This is a genomic window from Kribbella sp. NBC_00709 (assembly GCF_036226565.1).
GTDB lineage: Bacteria > Actinomycetota > Actinomycetes > Propionibacteriales > Kribbellaceae > Kribbella.
In genome coordinates this window covers 7,440,478-7,459,706 of sequence record NZ_CP108996.1, presented here as the reverse complement: position 1 = coordinate 7,459,706, position 19,229 = coordinate 7,440,478, and the positions used below count along the sequence as shown (strand labels likewise).

Annotated in this window: 16 protein-coding genes; 8 read left to right on the top strand and 8 right to left on the bottom strand. The window is 69.5% G+C overall.

Annotation, left to right across the window (positions count from 1 at the left end):
- Nucleotides 1–17: 17 nt before the first annotated feature.
- Complete coding sequence (locus OHA18_RS36410) at nt 18–959, top strand: helix-turn-helix transcriptional regulator (RefSeq protein ID WP_328999921.1); 942 nt, start codon at nt 18–20, stop codon at nt 957–959.
- On the opposite strand, the gene hrpA is transcribed toward OHA18_RS36410, so the two are convergent.
- The 3 genes from hrpA to OHA18_RS36395 form a co-directional block, all read right to left on the bottom strand.
- On the bottom strand, nt 956–4,867 hold the full coding sequence (gene hrpA / locus OHA18_RS36405) for an ATP-dependent RNA helicase HrpA (RefSeq protein ID WP_328999920.1): 3,912 nt from the start codon (nt 4,865–4,867) through the stop codon (nt 956–958). The genes OHA18_RS36410 and hrpA overlap by 4 nt on opposite strands.
- Before the next feature lie 205 nt (nt 4,868–5,072).
- Entirely contained in the window at nt 5,073–5,939 is an 867-nt protein-coding gene (locus tag OHA18_RS36400; RefSeq protein WP_328999919.1) for a TIGR03619 family F420-dependent LLM class oxidoreductase, read from the bottom strand.
- A gap of 78 nt (nt 5,940–6,017) precedes the next feature.
- Entirely contained in the window at nt 6,018–6,422 is a 405-nt protein-coding gene (locus OHA18_RS36395; protein WP_328999918.1) for a universal stress protein, read from the bottom strand.
- Between the two features lie 72 nt (nt 6,423–6,494).
- Here OHA18_RS36395 and OHA18_RS36390 point away from each other — a divergent pair, with 72 nt between their 5' ends.
- Nucleotides 6,495–7,277, top strand: a complete 783-nt coding sequence (locus OHA18_RS36390; RefSeq protein WP_328999917.1) for a TIGR03619 family F420-dependent LLM class oxidoreductase — start codon at nt 6,495–6,497, stop codon at nt 7,275–7,277.
- Here OHA18_RS36390 and OHA18_RS36385 read toward each other — a convergent pair.
- The 3 genes from OHA18_RS36385 to OHA18_RS36375 are packed head-to-tail and all read right to left on the bottom strand — an operon-like array spanning nt 7,264 to nt 10,560.
- Entirely contained in the window at nt 7,264–8,868 is a 1,605-nt protein-coding gene (locus tag OHA18_RS36385) for an AMP-binding protein (protein ID WP_328999916.1), read from the bottom strand. The genes OHA18_RS36390 and OHA18_RS36385 overlap by 14 nt on opposite strands.
- Nucleotides 8,865–9,743 (bottom strand): SDR family NAD(P)-dependent oxidoreductase, encoded by an 879-nt coding sequence (locus OHA18_RS36380; protein ID WP_328999915.1) that lies wholly within the window; start codon nt 9,741–9,743, stop codon nt 8,865–8,867. Before OHA18_RS36380 ends, OHA18_RS36385 begins: the two co-directional genes overlap by 4 nt.
- Nucleotides 9,744–9,753: 10 nt before the next feature.
- Complete coding sequence (locus OHA18_RS36375) at nt 9,754–10,560, bottom strand: alpha/beta fold hydrolase (protein ID WP_328999914.1); 807 nt, start codon at nt 10,558–10,560, stop codon at nt 9,754–9,756.
- Between the two features lie 45 nt (nt 10,561–10,605).
- On the opposite strand from OHA18_RS36375, the gene OHA18_RS36370 reads away from it, so the two are divergent.
- The gene (locus OHA18_RS36370; RefSeq protein ID WP_328999913.1) at nt 10,606–11,727 is read left to right on the top strand and encodes a M24 family metallopeptidase; all 1,122 of its coding nucleotides are present in this window, start codon (nt 10,606–10,608) and stop codon (nt 11,725–11,727) included.
- A 3-nt stretch (nt 11,728–11,730) separates the two neighbouring features.
- Here OHA18_RS36370 and OHA18_RS36365 read toward each other — a convergent pair whose 3' ends face one another.
- Nucleotides 11,731–12,714, bottom strand: coding sequence for a GlxA family transcriptional regulator (locus OHA18_RS36365; protein ID WP_328999912.1), 984 nt, complete (start codon nt 12,712–12,714; stop codon nt 11,731–11,733).
- Between the two features lie 71 nt (nt 12,715–12,785).
- Between OHA18_RS36365 and OHA18_RS36360 the strand changes: the two genes are divergently transcribed.
- The 3 genes from OHA18_RS36360 to OHA18_RS36350 all read left to right on the top strand — a co-directional run bounded on the left by OHA18_RS36360 (nt 12,786) and on the right by OHA18_RS36350 (nt 16,777).
- Complete coding sequence (locus tag OHA18_RS36360) at nt 12,786–14,060, top strand: MFS transporter (RefSeq protein ID WP_328999911.1); 1,275 nt, start codon at nt 12,786–12,788, stop codon at nt 14,058–14,060.
- Nucleotides 14,061–14,106: 46 nt separating this feature from the next.
- Nucleotides 14,107–14,586, top strand: coding sequence for a redox-sensitive transcriptional activator SoxR (soxR, locus tag OHA18_RS36355; RefSeq protein ID WP_328999910.1), 480 nt, complete (start codon nt 14,107–14,109; stop codon nt 14,584–14,586).
- A 64-nt stretch (nt 14,587–14,650) separates the two neighbouring features.
- Complete coding sequence (locus tag OHA18_RS36350) at nt 14,651–16,777, top strand: RecQ family ATP-dependent DNA helicase (RefSeq protein WP_328999909.1); 2,127 nt, start codon at nt 14,651–14,653, stop codon at nt 16,775–16,777.
- Here the strand turns inward: OHA18_RS36350 and OHA18_RS36345 are convergent, their stop codons facing one another.
- Nucleotides 16,778–17,593 carry an ArsR/SmtB family transcription factor gene (locus tag OHA18_RS36345; RefSeq protein WP_328999908.1) on the bottom strand — a complete coding sequence of 272 codons (816 nt, stop codon included), beginning with the start codon at nt 17,591–17,593 and terminating at the stop codon, nt 16,778–16,780.
- Nucleotides 17,594–17,680: 87 nt separating this feature from the next.
- Between OHA18_RS36345 and OHA18_RS36340 the strand changes: the two genes are divergently transcribed.
- Both OHA18_RS36340 and OHA18_RS36335 read left to right on the top strand, forming a co-directional pair.
- On the top strand, nt 17,681–18,472 hold the full coding sequence (locus OHA18_RS36340) for a GNAT family N-acetyltransferase (RefSeq protein WP_328999907.1): 792 nt from the start codon (nt 17,681–17,683) through the stop codon (nt 18,470–18,472).
- Between the two features lie 13 nt (nt 18,473–18,485).
- Nucleotides 18,486–19,226 carry an SDR family oxidoreductase gene (locus OHA18_RS36335; protein ID WP_328999906.1) on the top strand — a complete coding sequence of 247 codons (741 nt, stop codon included), beginning with the start codon at nt 18,486–18,488 and terminating at the stop codon, nt 19,224–19,226.
- The last annotated feature ends 3 nt before the right edge of the window (nt 19,227–19,229 follow it).

The window sequence follows — 19,229 nt, the reverse complement described above, 5'->3', positions numbered from 1 at the left end:
AGGCAGAATAGAAATCGATGGATACCGCAGCCCGTCTGCTCCGCCTGCTGTCGCTGCTCCAGTCGCGCCCGCAATGGGACGGCACCGAGCTGGCCGCCAGGCTCGACGTCACGCCCCGGACCGTGCGGCGTGACGTCACCCGGCTGCGGTCACTCGGGTACCCGGTCGAGGCCGAGGCCGGCATCGGCGGTGGGTACCGCCTCGGTCCGGGCGGCCGGCTGCCGCCGCTGCTGCTCGACGACGAGGAGGCGGTGGCGATCGCGGTCGGCCTGCGGGTCGCGACGACCACGACCGTGTCGGGTGTCGAGGAGGCGGCGATCTCGGCGCTGGCCAAACTCCATCAGGTCCTGCCGACCCGGCTGCAGGAACGGGTCGCGGCCATCGGCGCGCACACAACGCAGTTGCCGCAGGGGGAGCTGCCGCAGGTCGACGGCGAGGTGCTGGTCACCCTCGCCGCCGGCTGCCGTCATGTCGAAGGGATCCGCTTCCGCTATCGCACCCACGACGGCACCGAGTCCGAGCGCAGCGTCGAGCCGCTGCAGATCGTGCACACCGGCCGCCGCTGGTACCTCGTCGCCCGCGACCGGGATCGCCAGGCCTGGCGTACCTTCCGCGTCGACCGGATCACCCAGCCCGTGCTCACCGGCTCCCGCTATCGGTTCGAGGACCCGCCCGACCCGGTCGCACTAGTTGCCGAGGGCACCGGAGTGGCGCCCTGGGACATCGTCGCCCGGGTCCGCGTGCAGGCCGACGCCGCGACGGTCGCCCGGATGATTCCGCCGAGCCAAGGTGTGATCGATCCCATCGACGCGAACACCTGCGAGGTCCGCTTCGCCGCCAACGAGCTGGGACCCCTCGTCTCAGGGGTCATCCGCCTCTACTGGCCGTTCGAGATCCTCGACCCACCCGAACTCCGCACGGCCGTCCACGAGCACGCCCGCCGTCTCCTCGACTCCTAGCTGTCAGCCAGGGCCTTCCGGATCCGCTTCTCCGAGATCGGGTACGGCGTGCCGAGTGTCTGCGCGAACAAGCTGATGCGCAGTTCCTCGAGCATCCAGCGGACGTCGAGGAGCTCGGGACTGGGGTACTTGCCGGTGGGCACGGCACGGAGGTGCTTCTCGTACTCGTCGGTGAGGGTCTGGACGATGGCCATCCCGGAGCGGTCGCGCGCTGCGTTCGCGCCGAGCTTCTCGAGCCGCTGCTCCATGCCACGCAGGTACCGGACCAGGTCCGGCAGCCGCTTGGCGCCGGTGTCGGTGATGAAGCCGGGATGGACCAGCCGTTCGAGCTGACCGCGGACATCCGACAGAGCCACGATCAGCGCCGGGCTGGACGCCCGCGAGATCTGCTTGTCCACGGTCCGCGCATGGCCGAGCACCTGCTCGACCTGCTGGAGGATCGTCAGCACCGTGTCCGCGAGCTCCGACCGTACGGCGTCACGCAGGATGGAGAACGCGGTAAGGTTCCAGGCCGGTCCGCCCGCGGCCGCCATCAGCTGATCGACCGCCGCTCCGATCGCGTCGTCGAGCAACTCGCCGACGCTGCGGTGCGGACCGGCCATCAGCGTCATCTTCTGCTGATTGCTCAGATGCCGCTGTACGACGTCGATCACCGAGGGCATCGTCAGCAGGAGCAGTCTGCGTGTGCCCGTCCACATCGCTGCGGCCTGATCGCGCTCGGTCTCCTGCAGCCGGATCGCGACGTTCTTGCCCTCGTCGACCAGCGCCGGGTAGCCGGCGACCGTCAGGCCGTTGCGGCGTTCGGAGAAGCTGCGCGGGAGGTCGCCGAATGTCCAGTCGGTCAGGCCGGACTTCTCCAGCCCGCTGACCGCCTTCGACGCGACCTGCGAGATCGCGGCCGTGGTCTTCGGCTTGAGCTTCTCCTTCAGCCTGGCGAGATCCTTGCTCTCGGCCACAGTCTTGCGCTTGTCGTCCTCGACCCGGAACGTCATCCGCAGATGCTCCGGCACCCGGCTCCAGTCCCAGTCGCTCGGCTCGATCACGACACCGCGAAGGTCCCGCAGCGCACGGGCCATCGCATCGGTGAGCGGTCCGGACGCCGGGTCCAGTTCGGGCAGGATCTGCCGGGCGTGGTCCGGCGCGGGCACGATGTTGCGCCGGATCGTCTTCGGCAAGGACTTGATCAGGGTCGTGACCAGTTCCTCGCGGAAGCCGGGCACGGTCCACTCGAACCCGTCCGCGGTGACCTGGTTGAGCACGAGCAGCGGGATGTGGACGGTCACACCATCGGCGTCCGTACCCGGCTCGAACGCGTACGTGAGGTCGAAGGTCATCCCGTTCTGCACCCAGTGCAGCGGGAACTCCTCCTCCCTGACCTCGGCGCCCTCGCGAACCACGAGCGAGCGTTCGAAGTCGAGCAGGTCGTGGTCGCGTTGCCGCGCCGTCTTCCACCAGGTGTCGAAGTGCCGTCCGGTGACGACCTCGGCGCCGATCCGCTCGTCGTAGAACGCGAACAGCGTCTCGTCGTCGACCAGCAGGTCGCGGCGACGGGTGCGCTCCTCGAGCTCCTCGACTTCCTCGATCAGCTTGCGGTTCTCGTGGAAGAACTTGTGGTGGGTGTCCCAGTCGCCCTCGACCAGCGCGTGCCGGATGAACAGCTCGCGCGACACCTCCGGGTCGACCTTGCCGTAGTTCACCTTGCGCCGGGCAACGATCGGTACGCCGTACAGCGTGACCTTCTCGTACGCCATGACGGCACCGGCTTTGCGTTCCCAGTGCGGCTCGGAGTACGAGCGTTTGATCAGGTGTGGCGCGAGATCCTCGGCCCATTCGGGCTCGATCTTCGCGTTCACCCGCGCCCACAGCCGCGAGGTCTCGACCAGCTCGGCGGCCATCACGAACTGCGGTGGCTTCTTGAACAGCCCGGAGCCGGGGAAGATCGCGAACTTGGTGCCGCGGGCACCGATGTACTGGTGCTGGTTGGCCGGGTCCTTCAGCCCGAGGTGCGACAGCAGGCCGGACATCAGCGAGATGTGCACGCTCTGCGGGTCGGCCGGCTCGCCGCTGTTCAGCTTGACGCCGATCTGGGCCGCGACCTGGCGGAGCTGTGCGTAGATGTCCTGCCACTCGCGGACGCGGAGGTAGTTCAGGTACTCGCTGCGGCACATCCGGCGGAACTGGTTGCCGGACAGCTCCTTCTGCTGCTTCTTCAGGTAGCCCCAGAGGTTCAGGTAGCCGAGGAAGTCACTGTTCGGGTCGCGGAACCGCGCGTGTGCCTGCTGGGCCTGCGCCTCGGCGTCCGTCGGCCGTTCGCGCGGATCCTGGATCGACAACGCGGCGGCGATAACCATCACCTCGCGGACGCAGGCGTGTTTGTCGGCCTCGACGATCATCCGGGCCAGCCGGGGGTCCAGCGGGATCTGCGCGAGCTGCCGGCCGATCGGGGTCAGCCGGCCGCCCTTCGGGGTGTCGATCGCGCCGAGCTCGGTGAGGAGCTGCAGGCCGTCGGTGATGCTGCGCTTGTCCGGCTCGTCGATGAACGGGAACGCCGCGATGTCGCCGAGCCCGATCGCGGTCATCTGCAGGATGACGCTCGCGAGGTTGGTCCGCAGGATCTCGGGGTCGGTGAACTCGGGGCGGTTGGTGAAGTCTTCCTCGGAGTACAGGCGGATGCAGATGCCGTCGCTGGTGCGGCCGCTGCGGCCCTTGCGCTGGTTGGCACTCGCCTGCGAGACCGGCTCGATCGGGAGGTGCTGGACCTTGGTGCGGTGCGAGTACCGCGAGATGCGCGCCGTACCGGGGTCGATGACGTACTTGATGCCGGGGACGGTCAGCGAGGTCTCGGCGACGTTGGTCGCGAGCACGATCCGGCGGTTCGAGTGCGACTGGAAGACGCGGTGCTGCTCGGCGTTCGAGAGCCGGGCGTAGAGCGGCAGGATCTCGGTGGTCCGGCGGTCGTTGCGGAACTTGTCGTTCAAGGCGTCGGCGGTGTCGCGGATCTCGCGCTCGCCGGACAGGAACACCAGTACGTCGCCGTCCGCCTCGTACTCGAGCTCGTCGACGGCGTCCAGGATCGCCTGGGTCTGGTCGCGGTCGATCGTGCTCGGGTCGTCGGGGTCGTTGACCGGGCGGTACCGCACCTCGACCGGGTAGGTCCGGCCGGACACCTCGACGATCGGCGCCGGGCTGCCCTGGGCGTCGGCGAAGTGCGCGGCGAACCGCTCCGGGTCGATCGTCGCCGACGTGATGATGACCTTCAGGTCGGGGCGACGGGGGAGCAGGCGCCGGAGGTAGCCGAGGATGAAGTCGATGTTCAGGCTGCGCTCGTGCGCCTCGTCGATGATGAGGGTGTCGTACCTGGTCAGGTCGCGGTCGCGCTGCAGTTCGTTCAGCAGGATGCCGTCGGTCATCAGTTTGACCAGCGAGCGCTCGCTGACCTTGTCGGTGAACCGGACCGCGAAGCCGATCGTCTCGCCCAGCTCGGTGCCGAGCTCCTCCGCGATCCGCTCGGCGACGGTCCGCGCGGCGAGCCGGCGGGGCTGGGTGTGGCCGATCATGCCGTGGATGCCGCGCCCCAGCTCGAGACAGATCTTCGGGATCTGAGTGGTCTTGCCCGATCCGGTCTCACCCGCGACGACCACGACCTGGTGGTCCCGGATCGCCGTCGCGATCTCGTCCTTCAGCTGACTGACCGGCAGCTCCGCCGGATACGTGATCTCCGGTACGGCGCTACGCCGTACCTCGACCCGACGCTCGGCCTGTTCGATCGCGCCGATCACACCCTGGAGCGCCTGCTCCCGCTTCCGGGCTTCCTTGATCGTCCGAACCCGCTCCAGCCGCTTCCCGAGCTGCTCCCGGTCGTACGCCGTCAATCCGTCCAACCGAGCAATCGCGTCCGCGAGACTCAACCCACCTTCGGCAGGCTGGCGGTCGGCGGAAGCACGGGGTCCGGCGGGTGGGGTGGTGCCCGAGGAGCTCGGCTTGCGGCGACGGCGTGGACGGCGCGCGCCTGCTGGGTCCTGGGAGGGAACTGGGGATGGACTCGGGGACTCGGTCCGGGCATCAGGCATAACCAGTCCAGTTTAGGCGTCCGCCCCCAGCCCCTCACCCGGATTACCGCAGCCGGTCCGCCAGCGCCTTCAACGCCGCGACCTGGTCGGGGATCGGGATGCCGATGATGTTGAGGTCCCAGTCCACTCGGGTGACGCCTTCGTCGGCGGCACGCCGCAGGTCGTCGAGGATCGTGTCTGGGGTGAAACCGACCGGCCCTTGCAGCATCGGATGAGGTTTCATCGGTCCGGCGCGGAGGATGATCGGTCCGGCGCCACCGGCCTCGTGATACCAACCGATCGCCGCGCGGGTGGACTCCCAGTCGCGATGCGCGAGCGTCAGACCGTCGGCGATCCGCGCGGCCCGTTCGATCGCGGGACGGGTCACGCCACCGCCGTACAGCGTCGGAGATGCCACCGGCTTGGGCCCGAGGATCGCCATCGGGACGGTGTAATGCGCACCGGTGAACGAGACCGGATCAGGACCCCAGCACGTACGCAGTACGGCGACCGACTCCTCGAACGCCGCGACCCGCCCGCGCGCGGGCACGCCGGTTGCGACGAACTCCTCCGGCAGCCAACCGAGCGCGATGCCCAGATCCATCCGCCCACCGGAGAGCTGGTCGATCGTCGCCACCCGCCGTGCGAGCACGACCGGCTGCTGGAACAGCGGCACGAGTACGGCGGTGTGCAACCGCACCCGCTCGGTCCGCGCCGCGACGTACGTGAGCGTCTCCAACGCGTCGTACGCCGCCTCCGTCGGCAGCCCGGCGTGGTTCACCCAGTCCGGCGCGGCCGGAACCAGCAGCCGCTCGAAGACCGACACAACCGCGAATCCGAGCTCGTCGGCGGCCGTCGCGAGCTCGACCACCGCATCCGGCCCGCGCAGCCCGACCACCGGCAGCCCGACGCCAACCTCGGGATATGACATCCACAGTTCCTTCCGCTCCGAGGCACCCCGAAGGCGCCCGTTCACCCGTGGGTCGGAGCGGGCCGCGCGTTCTTGCGGTCAGTCGTGCGGTGACACGACCTTGACGGCGAGGACCGGGACCGGGGACTCGAGCAGGACGCGCTGGGCGGTGCTGCCGAGGATCAGCTTGCCGACCGGGGAGCGGCGGCGGAGACCGAGGACGATCAGGCCGACGTCGTCGGCCGCGGCCGCCTTGAGCAGCGCGCCGGCCACGTCGCCTTCGGAGACGGCCTGCTGGATCGTCACCTCGACGCCCTGCTCGCGCAGCTTGGCCTCGGCGGCAGCCAACTCGTCGGCGTTGGCGTAGCGGGCGTCGATGTAGGCATCGCCGCGACTGGTGTTCAGGAGCAGCACCGAGGCACCCCGCAGCTCGGCCTCGGTCGCCGCAGCGGTCAGCGCCGCCTCACCTTCGGGCGTTGGTACGTATCCGACGAGAATCTTCACGGCACCCACTCTCCCATCAAACGCGCCCACCGACGGACTGAGGGCGTCGGTGGATTGATTAGGGTCGAGCGCATGGTCGAACTGCAGGTGGTCCTCCCCGACGAATCGGCAGCGATGCCGCCCGAACGACTGGTCGAGCTGGCCGTGGCCGCCGAGGACCTCGGCTACGGCACGGCCTGGCTGCCCGATCACCTGCTACCGCCGGGCGAGTTCGGTTCGACGTACGGCGGGGTGTACGAACCGCTCGTGACGATCGGGTACCTCGCTGCCCGCACGACCCGGATCCGGTTCGGCACGTCCGTGCTGGTCCTGCCGATGCGGAGCCCGTTCGTGGTCGCCAAGCAGGCTGCGACGCTGCATCGGCTGTCGGGCGAACGCGTCGTCCTCGGGGTCGGGGCTGGTTGGGCGCGCGAGGAGTTCGCGGCGGTGGGATCGACGTTCGAGGAGCGCGGGCGTCGTACGGACACGTCGCTCGAGATCATCCGCGATCTCTTCGAGGGTCGTGATCGGGGAGGGGTGTTCGAGCCGAGGCTGCGGGCGCCGTTGCCGATCATGATCGGCGGTACGACGACGCCGGCGCTGCGGCGGGCAGCCCGTTTCGGTGACGAGTGGCAGGGGCTGGGGCTGGACGGCGCCGGATTCAGTGCCGCGGTCGCGCGGCTGCGGTCGTTCGGCGAGCGGGAGGTCAAGGTCGGCACTCGGCTCGACTGGTCTAGCGGCGATCCCGAGCCCGTGGTCGCGATGGCGCACGAGCTCGCCGAGGCGGGTGCCGAGACGCTCGCGGTTTCCTTCGGAGACGAGCGTGACGCTCTCGAGCGGATGACGCGGTTCTACGAGCTGTTCACGGCGGGCTGAGTTTGCCGCGGAGCACCTTGCCGGTGGCGTTGCGCGGGAACTCGTCGAGGACGATGATCTGGCGCGGGGTCTTGTAACGGGCCAGGTTCGCCTTCACGTGGGCGATGAGCTCGTCCTCGCTGACCGGCTCGCGCAGTACGACGTACGCGATCAGGCGCTGGCCGAAGTCGTCGTCGGGTACGCCGGTGACGACTGCCTCCGCGACCGCGGGGTGGCCCGCGAGGCACTCCTCGACCTCGACCGGGTACACGTTCTCGCCGCCGGAGACGATCATGTCGTCCTCGCGGCCGTCGACGAACAGCCGGCCGGCCCGGTCGAGATGGCCGAGATCGCCGGTGCTCATCCGGCCGTCGACCACGGTCTTGCTCGAACCATCTGAGTATCCGCCGAACACCAGCCCGCCACCGGCGAAGATCCGCCCGGTCGTGCCGGCCGGCACCGGCTGGTCCTGATCGTCGAGGATGCGGAGCGAGCTGCCCAGACACGGGCGGCCGACGGTCCCGGGCGCGGCGAGCAGATCCGCCGAGGTCGCGATCGTCGCGATGCCTACCTCGCTCGACCCGTACGCGTCGCAGAGCACCGGCCCGAACCGCTCGATGAACCGCTCGGCCAGCGGTACGCCGAGCTGCGACGCACCCGAGATCACGGCCCGCAGCGAGCGCAGGTCGTACTCCGCGATCGCCGTCGGCCCGAGCTCCAGCAACCGCCGCAGCATCACCGGTACGGCGACCACCGCGCCGGCTCGGTTCGTGTCGATATCCGCGAGCAGGGTCGCGGCATCGAACCGGGGCCGCAGCACCAACGGAGCGCCGAGGAACAACGCCAGCATCGACGTCAGCAGCCCGAGCCCGTGGAACAACGGCGGACCGATGATCACCGGCTCACCCGACCGCAGCCCGAACCGACTGAGCGCACTGGCCGTCAGCCCGGCAAGACCCAATGCGGTGGGAACACGCGGCGCTGCCTTCGGCGTACCGGTCGTCCCTGAGGTGAGGATCGTGATGTGCCCGGGTGCATCGGGCGGCGGTGCGCCGGGCGAGCGGCTGGCGGCAACGTCTTCAAGGTCGGACCCGATGGCCGGGATCCCAGCCGGTGCCGTGAACTCGGCGTCGTGGATGAGGAGGTCCGGGTGGTGGCGTTCCATGACTGCCTGTAGTTGAGGCGGGGCGAATTCGGTGTTGACGAAGAGCACGTCGGCGCCGATCCGGGACGCTGCGAGCGTCGCCTCGAGGAAGCCGGTGTGGTTGCGGCACAGGACGGCGACCTTGCTCCCGGCAACGATGCCGTACTGCGCGTGCAGCCCGGCCGCGATCCGTTCGCACCGGCGGTCCAGCTCGTCGTACGTGATCCGGCTGTCGCCCGAGATCACGGCCGCGCGATCGGGGTACCGGATCGCGGCGATCGCGCCGAGAGCCGCCATCGACTGACCCCACGTCCGCAGCGCGCGCTCGATCCGCACCAGCTGCGCGGGTCCGGCCGACCGCCAGACCCCGGACCGGATCAGCGCGACCGACAACCCCCCGACCTCGGCCGCGCCCTGCATCAGCCACTCGGGCGGCCGGATCGGGCCGATCGGCCGGATCGTCCTCATCGCTTCTTCCTGCCGCCGGTACGCCGGTAGTACTGCTCGAGCAGCCGGTCCGTCGGCACCCGCAACAAGTTGCCCACGGCATCGGCCGGGCGGACGAACGGTGGCGTGATGTTGTGCGGCCGCTCAGCCACCGCCGTACACACCTGATCAGCGGCCTGCTCCGGTGTCAGCCCGGGCATCTTGTTCAGCAGCGGCGTCGGCTCACTCATCCGCGTGTGCACCAGCCCCATGTACACGGTCGAGGTCGTCACCCCGTCGCCGCGAACCTCCTGGGCCACGCACCGCAGCCAGACATCGAACGCGCTCTTCGACGCCAGGTACGCCGACCAGCGCGCCATCGGCGGTGTCCGGACACCGGCCGTTGACACGTTCACGATGTGACCCGACCCGCGCTCCCGCATCGACGGGAGCAACTCGAGCACGAGCTTCGCCGGGCCGAGGTAGTTGATCGCGTTGGTCCGCTCGATGTCATGGAACCGCTGGTACGTGTCGGCGATCGATCGCCGGATCGACTTGCCTGCGTTGCTCACGAGCACGTCGACCCGTCGGTGCTCGGCCAGCACCGTGCGCACGAGCTCCTCGACCGCGGCCGGGTCGGCCAGGTTCGCGGGGTACACGTACGCCGAACCGCCGTCCGCCCGGATCTCGTCGGCTACGACCTGCAACTGGTCCTCGGTCCGCGCCACCAGCAGCACCGTCGCTCCGGCCGCTGCCAGCCGGCGCGCCGCCGCCTCGCCGATCCCGTACGACGAACCGGTCACCAGGATCACCTTGTCCCGGACCGCCGCGGTCAACCGCTCGTCGGAGATCCGGGTGCGCCCGTTGGTCAGCGCGACAAGCAACGGCCACCCGAACGGACGCTTCCCAGTCACCATGCGGCCGACATTACCCGCTGGTAGCCACTCGCGGCACCTCTTGGCTGACTCTTTGCAACCACTCGCGGACCAGCGCGTCGAGCAACTCGGGCTGCTCCAGCTGCAGGTTGTGCCCCGCGATGTCGAGGACGGCGTACGTCGCGCGCGGGTAGTGGGGAAGGATCTCGAACAGGTCTTCGTACCCGGTGACGGCGTCCTGCCGCCCGCACAGCACCAGCGTCGGCCGGGTGTAGACCGGTCCGCTCTCCGGAGCCGTCGACAACGCCCAGTTCACCTGGATCCGGTCCATCGCGGCCAGGTCCGCGACTTCGAGACCTGGCGCGACGTCGCGGCGATAGGCGGCGAGCGCGGCCGCGGTCTGCGCCACAGCGAGCTCGGTGAAGTCTTCGCCCTCGGTCAGCGATTCGAGCACGCCGGGCTCGGTCCGCAGGACGACGTGCTCCGGCAGCTTGCGGTCCTTGTGCCAGAGCGTGCCGGTCGGGCAGATCATGCCCAGACCGAGGATCTGCTCGGGCCGCTCGGCGACCAGGCCGCGGGAGAGGTAACCGCCGTACGACTCGCCCATGAGCACAAACGGCTCGTCGCCGATCTGCTCGTCGATGAACTCCCGGACCGCGGCCAGGATCCCGTCGGAGCTGTCGATGTCACCGGCCGGGCTCTGGCCCATGGCGGGCAGATCGGGATAGAGCCGCCGGTACCCGGGGAGCTGGGTGAAGATCGGCTCGAGACAACCGGTCATCAGCCGGTGGTCCGGGGTCCAGCCGTGCAACGCGAGAACCGGAACGCCGTCGCCGAAGGCCACATGGTGCAGAGTCATGAAAGAGGTTGTAGCAACCCCGCCCGACAGTTTTAGAGTCGACCCATGGCCCGACGCTCAGCAGTCCCTCCGATTCCCGCTGCCGCTGTACTCCGTTCCCGCCTGGACCGCGCCCGCGAGGCCGCGGCCGGGACCGGCCTGGTGATCGCGCCAGGCTCGGACCTGCGGTACTTGATCGGTCAGCCTGGCGGCTCGTTCGAGCGACTCACCGCGCTGGTGATCCCTGCCGACGGGGCGCCGGCGCTCGTCGTACCGAAGCTCGAAGCGCCGGGCTTCGCCGGCCTGGAGGAGCTCGGGGTCGACGTCATCACCTGGGTCGACGGTGTCGATCCGTACAACTTGGCGGCCGAGCGGCTGGGCAGTCCTCAGCAGGTCGCGGTCAGCGACTTCACGCCGGCGCTGCACGTGCTCGCCATCCGGGACGCTGTGCCGAAGGCCGAGCAGGTGCTGGCCGGTCCGATCGTCCGGGAGTTGCGGATGCGCAAGGACGCGGCCGAGATCGAGGCCCTGCGGAAGGCGGGCGCGGCAATCGACCGCGTGCATGCCCGTGTCGGCGAGTGGCTGCGGCCCGGCCGGACGGAGGCGGAGGTCGGCGCCGACATCGCGGCCGCGATCGTCGAGGAGGGCCACACCGAGGCCGACTTCGTGATCGTCGGGAGCGGCCCGAACGGCGCCAGCCCGCACCACGCGCTGTCCGAGCGGGTCATCGAGGCGGGTGACGTGGTGGTCGTCGACATCGGCGGACCCGTTGCCGAGGGCTACAACTCCGATTCGACCCGGACGTACGCCGTCGGCACGCCGCGGGACGCCGACGTGACCGCGACGTACGCCGTACTGCAGGAGGCTCAGCAGGCTGCGGTGGACGCGGTTCGGCCGGGTGCGACGGCGGAGTCGATCGATGCCGCTGCTCGGGACGTGATCGCGGCGGCCGGGTTCGGTGAGTACTTCATCCACCGGACCGGTCACGGGATCGGGCTGGACGTCCACGAGGAGCCGTACATCGTGGCGGGCAACGACCTGCCGCTGGAGCCAGGGATGGCGTTCAGCGTCGAGCCGGGCATCTACCAGCCGGGCCGGTGGGGTGCGCGGATCGAGGACATCGTCGTGGTCACCGCGGATGGCGGCGAGTCGATGAACAACCGGCCGCACGACCTCGTGGTGCTCTGAGGCTCAGCCCGCCCGGAACGTCTTGCGGTAGGCGAGGGGCGAGACGCCCAGCTCGGAGCGAAGGTGATGCCGCAGGGACGCGGCGGTGCCGAGACCTGCCTCTTCGGCGACACGGTCCACTGACAGATCGGTCGTCTCGAGCAGGTTGCAGGCGTGCCGCACGCGTTGCTGTAGCAGCCAGGTGCCGGGGGATTGGCCGGTCTCGGCCTTGAAGCGGCGGCTGAAGGTACGCACGCTCATCCGCGCGTGCGTCGCCATCGCCGGGAGACTGATCTCGTCACCGAGTCGCGCGAGCGCCCAGGCCCGGGTCGGCGACGTACCCTCGCTGCCCTCCTCCGGGATGGCCCGCTCGATGAACTGCGACTGGCCACCGTCCCGCCACGGCGGTACGACGCAGTGTCGCGCGGCCCGGTTGGCGACCTCGCTGCCGAAGTCGCGGCGGATGAGGTGCAGACAGAGGTCGACGCCCGCGGCCAGCCCGGCCGACGTCAGGATGTCGCCGTCGTCGATGAAGAGCTTGTCCTCGTCGAGATTCACGCCCGGGTAGACGCTGCGGAACAACTCGGCCCGCTCCCAGTGCGTCGTCGCGGGCCGACCGTCCAGGTAGCCGGCCGCGGCGAGGACGAACGCGCCGGTGCAGATCGAGGCGATCCGGGTGCCGGGACGGATCGTCGCGAGCGCGGCGGCCAGGTCGTCGGGCAGCGTGCCCTCGTACCGCGGCTTGGGGATGTAGGTGCCCGGGACGATCACGGTGTCCGCCTCGGCCAGCGCCTCCGGCCCGTAGTCCGGGACGAGGTTGAACCCGGCGCCCGCCCGGACCGGTCCGCCGAGGCCGCAGATGCGGATGTCGTAGAGCTTGGTGCCGTCGGCCTTGGTCGCCGCGCCGAGCACGGTCGGCGGGATGGTCAGGTCGAACCCGACGACCGGCTCGAGCGCGAGGACGGCGACCACATGCGGACCGACGGAGGTCAGGTGGCGGGGACTCATGGCCATATTTTGACACATGTTGTCCATCTGGCCACTAGTTCGATGACGGTCGAACGGGCACCCTTGGTCGGGTGACGCAGATTCTGGAGACGAAGAAGCCTGCCCGGGTGCATCTGGCCTGGGCAGTCGCCGTGGTGGGGTTCGTGACCTTGATCGGTGCGGCCGGGTTCCGTTCGGTGCCCAGTGTGCTGCTCGATCCGCTGCACGAGGAGTTCGGGTGGTCGCACGCGACCATCTCGGCGGCAGTGTCGATCAACCTGCTGCTGTTCGGTGGCATCTCGCCGTTCGCTGCCGCGCTGATGGACCGGCTGGGACTGCGGAAGGTGGTCAGCGGCGCACTGGTCCTGATCGCGCTGGGGAGCGGTCTGACCGTCTTCATGACGTCTTCCTGGCAGCTGCTGCTCTGCTGGGGCCTGCTGGTCGGCGTCGGCACCGGATCGATGTCGATGACGTTCGTGGCGACGATCACCGGGCGCTGGTTCGTCCATCGCCGCGGTCTGGTCACTGGGATCCTCACTGCGGCCGGTGCGACCGGCCAGCTGATCTTCCTGCCTCTGATCGCGTCTCTGGCGGCGCATCACGGATGGCGATTGCCTGCGCTGGTGGCAGCCGGTGCGGCGTTGGCCGTCGTGCCGCTGGTGCTGCTGTTCCTGCGGGACTACCCGAGCGATGTCGGGCTGAAGGCGTACGGCGCTCCAGAGGGGAGTACTGCGGGACAGCGGGTCGAGGCGACCGGTAGCAGTGCGATGCGAGCGCTCAGGGCACTGGGGATGGCCGTACGGCGGCCCGCGTTCTGGCTGCTTGCGGGTGGATTCGCGATCTGCGGAGCGTCGACGAACGGTCTGGTCGGGACGCACTTCGTGACCGCCGCGCACGACCACGGCATGCCCGCGACGACCGCTGCATCGCTGCTGGCGCTGGTGGGCTTGTTCGACGTGGGCGGGACGATCTTCTCCGGGTATCTGACCGACCGGTGGGACCCGCGGTACCTACTGATCGCCTACTACACGCTGCGCGGACTCTCGCTCCTGGTGCTGCCGTCGCTGCTCGGACCGACCGCCGCACCGAGCACCTGGGTGTTCATCATCTTCTACGGACTGGACTGGGTGGCGACGGTGCCGCCGACCGTCGCGCTGTGCCGGGAGTGGTTCGGGCAGGACGGGCCGATCGTGTTCGGCTGGGTGTTCGCATCGCACCAGGTCGGCGCTGCGCTGGCCGCGACCGGTGCGGGCTGGATCCGGGACGCGCAGGGCAGCTACAACCTCGCGTGGTACCTGGCCGGCGGACTCTGCGCCGGCGCGGCCCTGATGTCCGCAAGCATCGGACGCCGACTCGTGACTGCCTGACTCCTTCCGCTAGCCTCGATCTAGGTTGAGGTTGGAGGGATGAGCGATGGACATCGAGCCTGGTGAGCTGACGGTCGGGCAGCTGTCGCAGCGCAGTGGCGTGGCGATCTCCGCCTTGCACTTCTACGAGCGCCAGGGCCTGATCATCAGCCGCCGTACGTCGGGGAACCAGCGCCGGTACAAGCGGGACACCCTGCGGCGGGTGGCGCTGGTCCGGATCGCCCAGCGGGTCGGCGTACCGCTCGCCGAGGTGGCCGCGATCCTCAAGTTGCTGCCGGAGAACCGGACGCCGACGCGGGCCGACTGGGAGCGCATCTCCGAGTGCTGGCAGGCCGAGCTCGACCGCAGGATCCTGCACCTCGAGCAGCTCCGCGACGACTTCAAGGACTGCGTCGGCTGCGGCTGCCTGTCCCTCGACAGGTGCGCCCTGGCCAACCCGTACGACGCCTTGGCCGCGAGAGGCCCGGGCCCGCGCCGGCTGATGGACAACGAAGGCGAACCGTGTCACCCGGGGAAGTGCGCCTGAAGTTATCCACAGCTCCGGGGTCGAGGCCAGCGGACTGGGGGTGTGGGCGTCTAGGGTCTGGGACATGGCTGAGACCGATGGACCGCAGGCTCTGACCGACGACCGTGCGAAGGTCGCCGGCCACGTGATTCGCGCGATCGCCGGCGACGACGCCCGGCTGCGTGCGGACCAGGAGACAGCGGTCGCCGCGCTCTGCGAGCCGGCGGCTCGGGTGCTTGTCGTGCAGGCGACCGGGTGGGGCAAGTCAGCCGTGTACTGGGCCGCGACCGCGATCAGACGATCGGAGGGCGCGGGTCCGACCCTGGTCGTCTCGCCGCTGCTGTCGTTGATGCGTGATCAGGTCGGGGCCGCGAGCCGCGCCGGGTTGCGCGCCGCGACCTTGAACTCGAACAACATCGACGCCTGGTCAGGCATCGAGCAGGACCTTCGTTCGGGCGCGATCGACGTCCTGCTGGTGTCCCCGGAGCGCCTGGCGAATCCGGGGTTCGGGCGGCGGGTACTGGACGGACTGGCCGGGCAGGTCGGGTTGCTCGTCATCGACGAGGCGCATGCGGTGTCGGACTGGGGTCATGATTTCCGTCCGGACTACCGCCGGGTGTCCGACGTCCTGCAGCAGCTCAACCCGAAGACTCCGGTGCTCGCGACGACAGCCACGGCCAACTCGCGGGTGACTGACGACGTGGCGAAGCAACTGGGGGAGTCGACGCTCGTGCTGCGCGGTCCACTCGCCCGCGCAAGTCTTCAGCTGGCGGTCGTCGACAAGCTGTCTCCACTCGACCGCTTCGCCTGGGTTGTCGATCAGCTACCGAAGCTGCCGGGGTCCGGCATCGTCTACGCGTTGACTGTGGCGGACGCGCAGCGGCTGGCCTCGCTGGTCCAGGAGGTGCACGGCCGGGATGTGCCGGTCGCGGCGTACACGGGTCAGCTGGAGGCGGGGGAGCGAGAGAGCCTCGAAGACGCGCTGCGGGCCAATCAGCTGAAGGCGCTGATCGCGACATCTGCGCTGGGGATGGGTTACGACAAGCCCGACCTGGGGTTCGTGGTGCACGTCGGGTCGCCGCCGTCGCCGGTGTCGTACTACCAGCAGGTCGGTCGTGCCGGGCGCGGGATCGATCACGCGGTGGTGGCGTTGCTGCCCTCGGATGCTGACTCGGGTGTGTGGGACTACTTCGCGACGGCGACGATTCCGGTGCCGGAGAACGTTCAGCGGCTGCTGCGGGCGCTGGACGGATACGGGCCGGACGAGCCGGCGACCGCGCCGGCGCTCGAGGCCGAGACCGGTCTGCGGCGGACGCGTGTGGAGTTGATGCTGAAGCAGCTGGCGGTGGACGGGGCGGTCGACCGGGTCGAGCGGGGCTGGGTGCGGACCGGGGCGGACTGGACCTTCGACGCGGAGCACTACGACGGCATCGTGTCGGTCCGCCGGCGCGAGGCGGACATCATGCGCGCGTACACCCGCGGAGATCGTTGCTTGATGCAACTTCTCCAGGAGTCGCTGGACGATCCGTCGGCGGAGCCGTGCGGACGGTGCTCGGTGTGCCTGGGCGAGCTGCCGGCGCCGCTGGAGTCACGTCCCGATCCGGAGACGGTCGCGACCATCGTCCGGTTGCTGCGCGGTGAAGTGCACGTGCTGGAGCCGCGGAAGATGTGGCCGGGCGGGGCGTTCGGCGCCCGCGGGAAGATCCCGCCGGCGCTGTCGGCCGAGCCCGGCCGCATCATCGTGTACGCCGACGCGCCGGAGTGGCGCGAGGTGCTTCAAGGTGCGTTCAGCGGTTCGCCGACGCCCGATGCGGTGGAGGCGCTGAAGTCCGGCGCCGTGGCTGCTCTGTCGCGGTGGCGCGGTTCGTGGTCGGCCCGCCCGGAAGTCGTCGTACCGCTGGCCGCTTCGGGTCATGAGGAGTTCACGTCCGCGATCGCCGACCACGTGGCCGGGGTGGGCCGGTTGGATCGGGCAGAGCTGACGATCGACCGCACCGGCTACACCGACGACCTCTCCTCAGCCGAGGAAGCCAGAGTCTGGCGCGACGGGATCCAGGTCGACGCAGCCACCGCCGAGGCGATCACCGCCCGCACGGTCCTCCTACTGGTCGACGCCACCTCGTCCCAGTGGCCGGTAACCGTCGCCACCGCCAAACTCCGCGAGGCCGGCGCCGCCGCCGTCCTACCGCTGATCATCCACAAACGCCCCTGACTAGGGCACGGTGGAGAGTTCTGGTGATGTCTCCAGGAAGGACTTCAGGTCGGACAGGAGTGCCGGCCAGCCTTCCTGGATCATAGTTCGCAGGACGCTGCCGGGCTCGAAGCCGGCGTGGATGACGGTGAGCTTCACCTTGTCGTCCACCGGCTCCAGCTCGAAGGTGGCAGTGGACAGCGGCTCGCGGCTGGTCTTCTCGTAGACGTCGTCCGTCAGCTCGACCGCCTTCGCGAACTCCGGCGTGATGTGGTGCCAGGCATACGACAGCCGCGAGTACGGCGTGTGCTCGAGCACGACCTGGCCCGGGCCCGACATCGTGACGTCGCCCATCCGCCAGACGATCTCCGAGCCGGGCTTCCAGTCGGTCTCGTGGTGGAGCTTCCAGTACTGCTCGGTGAACTTCGGCTCGGTGAGGGCCTGCCACAGCCGCTCCGGCGTGGTCTTGATGTACGTGGTGTAGACGAAGTCGTTGTCGCTCATGGTGGGTTCGGCCTCCAAAGCCGTCTTGAGATCGGCGAACAGCTGCGCCCGCCGACGGTCGTACTGGTTGATCCAGCGGTCGGCGATCGCGTTGATCGGCTCGGCGTTGAGGTAGTGGAGCTTCTCGCGACCACGCCACACAGTGGTGACGAGGTTCGCGGTCTCGAGGATCGTGAGGTGCTTGCTCACCGACTGCCGCGCCATCTCGAGCCCGGCGCAGAGCTCCCGCAGGGTCTGGCCGTTGCGGGCGTTGAGCATGTCCAGCAGCTGCCGCCGGCTCGGGTCGGCCAGTGCGCGGAACACCTCGTCGTCCATCACGCCTCCGATGATCATGCAGCCAGTTAGCTGCATGACTAAAATAGGCAGCCGAAAGGCTGCATGTCAAGGCAACTCGATTGACGCTCGGGCGAGGATGGAGGAGTGGACATCACCAGCCTCGGCTATCGCACCGACCTGTTGCTGCTCGAGCTGAGCGGCAGCACCTTCCGCGACACCGGCGAGTACGTCGTGGTGCGGACGCCGGCCAATCCCGGCTTCTGGTGGGGCAACTTCCTGCTGTACCGCACGCCGTTCGCACCGGACGACACCAAGCTCCGCCTCGACGACTTCCGCCGGGAGTTCCCGGCCGCGGAACACGTTGCCATCGGCATCGACAGTGTGGACGGCGAGATCGGGGCCGAGGACGAGGTGACCGCTGCCGGGTTCACCGTTGACCGCAGCGTGGTGATGACGGCCGATCGGGTCCTGCCTCCACAGCGGCCGAACGCGGAGTCGACGTACCGCTTCCTGAGCAGTGACGACGACTGGGAGCAGCTGTTCCACCAGAGCCTCGCCACCGCGTCGATGGAGGTCGACGCCGCCTACGAGGACTTCACCCGTCGCAGGCTGGCGGCGAAGCGCGAGCTGGTCGACGCCGGTCATGGGAAGTGGTTCGGCGCGTTCGACGGGGATCGGCTGCAGAGTGCGCTCGGGTTGATGTTCGACGGCAGGGGGCTGGCACGGTTCCAGGATGTCCAGACGTCCCCGGAGGACCGTGGTCGCGGCCTGGCCACCACTCTCGTCCATCACGCGTCGACGTACGGTCTGGCGGAGGGCGGTGCGCGGACTCTGGTGATGGTTGCGGATCCGGACTACCTCGCGATCCGGATCTACCGCTCGCTGGGTTTCACCGACTCGGAGACCCAGCTGGGGTTCGCGAAGCCGCCTGCGTGACAAAGTAGGGCCCATGACTGGACGTGGGGTTGTGCTCGTCACCGGTGGAAGTCGCGGGATCGGCGCGGCCGCGTCACTCGCTCTCGCGGCGGACGGCTGGGATGTCGGCGTCAACTACCGCACCCAGGCCGACGCTGCGGCCCGCGTCGTGAAGGCGTGCGAGGAGCTCGGCCGGCGCGCGATCGCCGTGCAGGCCGATGTCGTCGAGGCGGATCAGATCGAGCGCCTCTTCGACACGGTGACCGCCGAGCTCGGCCCGATCGGTGCCGTGATCAACAATGCCGGCGTCGTCTCGCCGGGCGGCCGGGTCGCCGAGTACGACGCCAAGCGCCTCGACCGGGTGTTCCGGATCAACTCGATCAGCGCGTTCCTCGTCGCCGGCGCGGCGGTCCGCCGGATGTCCACGGCGTACGGCGGGAACGGCGGCGTGATCGTCAACGTGTCGTCCCGTGCGGCGGTCCTCGGATCGGCCGGGGAGTACGTCGACTACGCGGCGAGCAAGGCCGCGGTCGACGCACTCACCACGGGCCTGGGCAACGAGGTCGCGACGGAAGGCGTCCGCGTCCTCGGCGTACGGCCCGGCCTGATCCAGACCGACATCCACGAGCCGGGCCGGCTGGATCGCCTCGGTGCGACGCCGCCGCTGGCCCGCCCCGGGAAGGCGGAGGAGGTCGCGGAGGTGATCGCGTTCCTTGCGTCCGACCGTTCGTCGTACATGACCGGGACGACGGTCGACGTCTCCGGCGGCCGGTAGACC

Bases quoted from the DNA above. Each gene is read 5' to 3' on its own strand.
- OHA18_RS36410 (WP_328999921.1), top strand. From the start codon at position 18: ATGGATACCGCAGCCCGTCTGCTCCGCCTGCTGTCGCTGCTCCAGTCG.
- OHA18_RS36400 (WP_328999919.1), bottom strand. From the start codon at position 5,939: ATGTCATATCCCGAGGTTGGCGTCGGGCTGCCGGTGGTCGGGCTGCGC.
- OHA18_RS36390 (WP_328999917.1), top strand. From the start codon at position 6,495: ATGGTCGAACTGCAGGTGGTCCTCCCCGACGAATCGGCAGCGATGCCG.
- OHA18_RS36385 (WP_328999916.1), bottom strand. From the start codon at position 8,868: ATGAGGACGATCCGGCCGATCGGCCCGATCCGGCCGCCCGAGTGGCTG.
- OHA18_RS36380 (WP_328999915.1), bottom strand. From the start codon at position 9,743: ATGGTGACTGGGAAGCGTCCGTTCGGGTGGCCGTTGCTTGTCGCGCTG.
- OHA18_RS36375 (WP_328999914.1), bottom strand. From the start codon at position 10,560: ATGACTCTGCACCATGTGGCCTTCGGCGACGGCGTTCCGGTTCTCGCG.
- OHA18_RS36370 (WP_328999913.1), top strand. From the start codon at position 10,606: ATGGCCCGACGCTCAGCAGTCCCTCCGATTCCCGCTGCCGCTGTACTC.
- OHA18_RS36365 (WP_328999912.1), bottom strand. From the start codon at position 12,714: ATGAGTCCCCGCCACCTGACCTCCGTCGGTCCGCATGTGGTCGCCGTC.
- soxR (WP_328999910.1), top strand. From the start codon at position 14,107: ATGGACATCGAGCCTGGTGAGCTGACGGTCGGGCAGCTGTCGCAGCGC.
- OHA18_RS36350 (WP_328999909.1), top strand. From the start codon at position 14,651: ATGGCTGAGACCGATGGACCGCAGGCTCTGACCGACGACCGTGCGAAG.
- OHA18_RS36345 (WP_328999908.1), bottom strand. From the start codon at position 17,593: ATGATCATCGGAGGCGTGATGGACGACGAGGTGTTCCGCGCACTGGCC.
- OHA18_RS36335 (WP_328999906.1), top strand. From the start codon at position 18,486: ATGACTGGACGTGGGGTTGTGCTCGTCACCGGTGGAAGTCGCGGGATC.